This window comes from Lentiprolixibacter sp., assembly GCF_982873095.1.
Map to the genome: position 1 here is coordinate 1 of NZ_CEYNTP010000206.1, position 3263 is coordinate 3263.

4 protein-coding genes are annotated in these 3263 nt (G+C 44.8%); all 4 read right to left on the reverse strand.

Annotated elements, in window-relative coordinates:
- Positions 1-15 precede the first annotated feature (15 nt).
- Positions 16-618 carry a short chain dehydrogenase gene (locus AC4E7D_RS11400; RefSeq protein ID WP_490173918.1) on the reverse strand — a complete coding sequence of 201 codons (603 nt, stop codon included), beginning with the start codon at positions 616-618 and terminating at the stop codon, positions 16-18.
- A 184-nt stretch (positions 619-802) separates the two neighbouring features.
- Positions 803-1348: a cupin domain-containing protein gene (locus tag AC4E7D_RS11405; protein WP_490173919.1), complete on the reverse strand. Its 546-nt coding sequence runs from the start codon at positions 1346-1348 to the stop codon at positions 803-805.
- 84 nt (positions 1349-1432) lie between these two features.
- Complete coding sequence (locus AC4E7D_RS11410) at positions 1433-2236, reverse strand: helix-turn-helix domain-containing protein (protein ID WP_490173920.1); 804 nt, start codon at positions 2234-2236, stop codon at positions 1433-1435.
- 219 nt (positions 2237-2455) lie between these two features.
- The coding region (locus tag AC4E7D_RS11415) for an outer membrane beta-barrel protein (protein ID WP_490173921.1) at positions 2456-3263 on the reverse strand (808 nt) is incomplete at its 5' end.

Here is a 3263-nt window from a genome sequence, read left to right on the forward strand (position 1 = left end):
TTCCTCCATAATACACTATTCATAGACCCTGATGATCTCCCCATTCCCCTTGCCTACCGCGCTTCGTATATACGCATTAACTGCCTTCTTCATGGAGATGGGGTTGTGGCCCGGGAAGTAGTCTTGGTACTTTTCATAGGCATCTTCAACCAGGCCCAGGGAGACCGCATTAACACGGATACCATTAGTTAGTTCCAAACGAAGGGCGCGGACAAAACTGTGGATAGCCCCGTTCACCATCGCCGCACTTGTGGTCTTAACCACCGGGTCATCAGCCAATATACCGGTGGAGAGGGTAATCGAGCCATTTTTATTCAGGTAGTGCTGCCCGATCCTTACCAGGTTTACCTGACCCATAAGCTTGCTTTTAATGCCGATATAGTAATCCTGTTCATTAAGTTCCCCAAAGTCATCCCATTTTGCTTCTCCCGCAATGCACACTATAGCATCCAGTTTCCCAACTTGTTCCAAACCCTTCTTTATAGAATTGCTATCCCCAATGTCAATGGCAAGATCACCGCTATTTCTTGCGCCAACGATCACTTCATGGTCTTTTGAGAAATAATTAGTTACAGGTTTCCCTACTGTACCGTTTCCGCCAATTATCAGTAATCGCATATCGAGACGTGGTTTAATCGGTTATTCACAATTGCAGTGACTTTCTACTCCGCAGGTGCAGGTAGGTATAACATCTTTCCTGAATGTTCTGTTATTGGATTTTACACTTAAAAGGTATCAAAAACAAACGGTTTGAGCCACTGCCCAAACCGTATTTCTTTTCTTAATGGAATAGCCCCTGTGATCACACAAACCGGATCCCGTAACGGCCACAGATCTCAGCAACCTTATCAAAATCGGGAGGCCCGGGAGGTAATTTTCCCAGTTCTCCAAACATGATTTCTATGCCTGCAGGAAATGCACTGGTAGACATGCTGGCATTTTCAGTCCCTACAATCTTCCAGGAGTGCACTACGTTTTTTGGTGCAAACGCAACGTCGCCTTCCTGCAGCACAGTAGTCTTTCCTCCAACCATAATTTCAACCTGACCTTTAAGCACTCGGAATATTTCATCTTCCCGGGTATGGACATGGGGTGGGATACCCACTCCTGGTTCTACATCATTCACCCACTCCACAATTTGGTTGTTCGTGTCTGCTCCACTTATCTTGTGCATCTGGATATCTCCAATGACATTAAGTACATTTCCCTCATCCTTCCGGACAATCTTTGGGTTGGGCTCACTATTAGTTTTGGGATAAGATGGGTTGCCTTTAGCAGTTGCGATTGCTGGGAGACACGCCCATCCTAAAGCTATCCCCGAATTTTTAATAAATGTTTTTCTGTCCATGATATTGAGTTTGCCTCAATATAGAATTTCTTAAGGGGGAAAAGATTTAGAATATTTCGGTTATCTCTTAGAATTTCGGAATACCTAGTTCCTTCTCAGGGATGAGGGTGTTGTTCCGGTCTGATTTTTAAAAAAATAGCTGAAGTAATCCGGTGAGGAAAAACCGAGGTCATAGCTTATTTCCTTGATGTTCTGATCTGAAAACTTCAGCAGGTGACGTGACCGCATCAGCAACTGCTCTGTGATGATGGCTTTGGCCGTGCATCCCAATACGTCTTTGACACACTCATTAAGATATTTAGGGGAGATATTCAGCCGATGGGCGTAGTCCGAAACATCGTGGTATTCAGACAAATGTTTGTCCACTAGCTTTTTGAAATTATACACCACATTGCTTTTTGATCCCTTGTCACTAAGAACAGATTTTATGTTACACTGTCCATCGCAATACACGAAAAAGGTATTGAGCAGGGACAGAATAGCATCTTCCTTATGATTTAGTTCTGAGCCCAATAATTCATCTATCATTTCGAGAATGGCCTGGGTACGCTTGGCGATACCAGGACTTAAATTGATGATCGGGATCTCACTGGAATTGAATAGCCTGAGTTCATTGATATGCAGTTTGCTGAGCATAGGGTGATTAAGGGTTTCCCGTTTGATAGACATGATGTATCCGGCCGAGTGTTTGCTCTCTCCTTTGGATATTTTCCAGTTCAGATTGTGGGTAAGGAAAAGGATGGAATTCGACACTTGTTCATGGAAGACACCGTCAATTTCAATTCCTTCAACATCTTCTTGTATCCAACAGACGTAGAATAAACCTTCCTCAGGTTTTGCAGTAGTTCTTGAAGTGATTCTTGAAATTGAAACAGGATCTGATATCATAGAAGAAAAATTGAACAGTTTACAAATGTCATGGGCATGGGTAATTTTAAAGATAGTGTTTAATAGCGATTATCGGCTAACTGAAGGAGAGGATGTTTTTAAGAGAATCCTGAAAACATACAAAACGCCCCGGAACCCCGGGGCGTTTACAAAGGCGTTGCCGCTCTGGCGGCCACTAACCTAACCAACTTTATTCAGACCGTTGCCGGCCTTATGTCATTAAAACCGAAAGTTCAGTCCGCTGTAAACCCCTAGAGAAAAAGGCTGAAAATTTCCTGCCGATTGTGAAAAGGTATTCAACTGGTATTTGAACATGGGTTCCAGGTTGAGTTGCATTTTAGGGCTTAAACGGTAGAAGACACCCAGCCCCAGGTTGGTGCTGAAATTGACCTCATTCAGGTTGTTGGCTTCGCCCATGGAAGTGGAGGTATTGTCTGCAACCAGTGTAACGGAATTACCAGTAAGGAACAGCGAACTCACCCCTCCGATGAGGTTTATCCCCAATTTCCTGTCCAGCAATCTGTAATGCAGCTCTACCGGGACTTCCAGATATCCAAAATTTTGTACCATCCTACCTTCCCTGGCCGGGCTTAGTGCAGTCACTTCATTCGCATCCAGAGCAGCATTTTGCTGGGCGCCGCGGCCCGCCTGGCTTTCCACTACCAACGTACGGGAATTGGTATCGTAATCAATGTTATCGATCAGGGTGCTAGTAGACGCGGATAGAGAAGAGGAAAAGCGCACTTCATCAGTGTCATATCCGTAATCCACGCGGTGCACTCCGGAGCGCACACTCATCTTTTTAGAAACCTGATAGGATACAGCCACACCGTAGCTGAGGTTTACGTTACCGGATTTGCTGTTAGCTACAAAATTCGAATGTATAGGAGACCCTTCAGACAGCGTATTAAAATACACCGGGGCCACCATCGGGCCTACAGACCAGCGCGTACTGTTGTCCTCCGCAACCGCTTCTTCTTCCTGTTCCTCGATCACATCAAAAATTGATTTCTTGACGGCGGGTTCA

What these genes read in the sequence shown, in the direction of transcription:
- AC4E7D_RS11400 (WP_490173918.1), bottom strand. Translation starts at nt 618, where the DNA reads ATGCGATTACTGATAATTGGCGGAAACGGTACAGTAGGGAAACCTGTA.
- AC4E7D_RS11405 (WP_490173919.1), bottom strand. Translation starts at nt 1,348, where the DNA reads ATGGACAGAAAAACATTTATTAAAAATTCGGGGATAGCTTTAGGATGG.
- AC4E7D_RS11410 (WP_490173920.1), bottom strand. Translation starts at nt 2,236, where the DNA reads ATGATATCAGATCCTGTTTCAATTTCAAGAATCACTTCAAGAACTACT.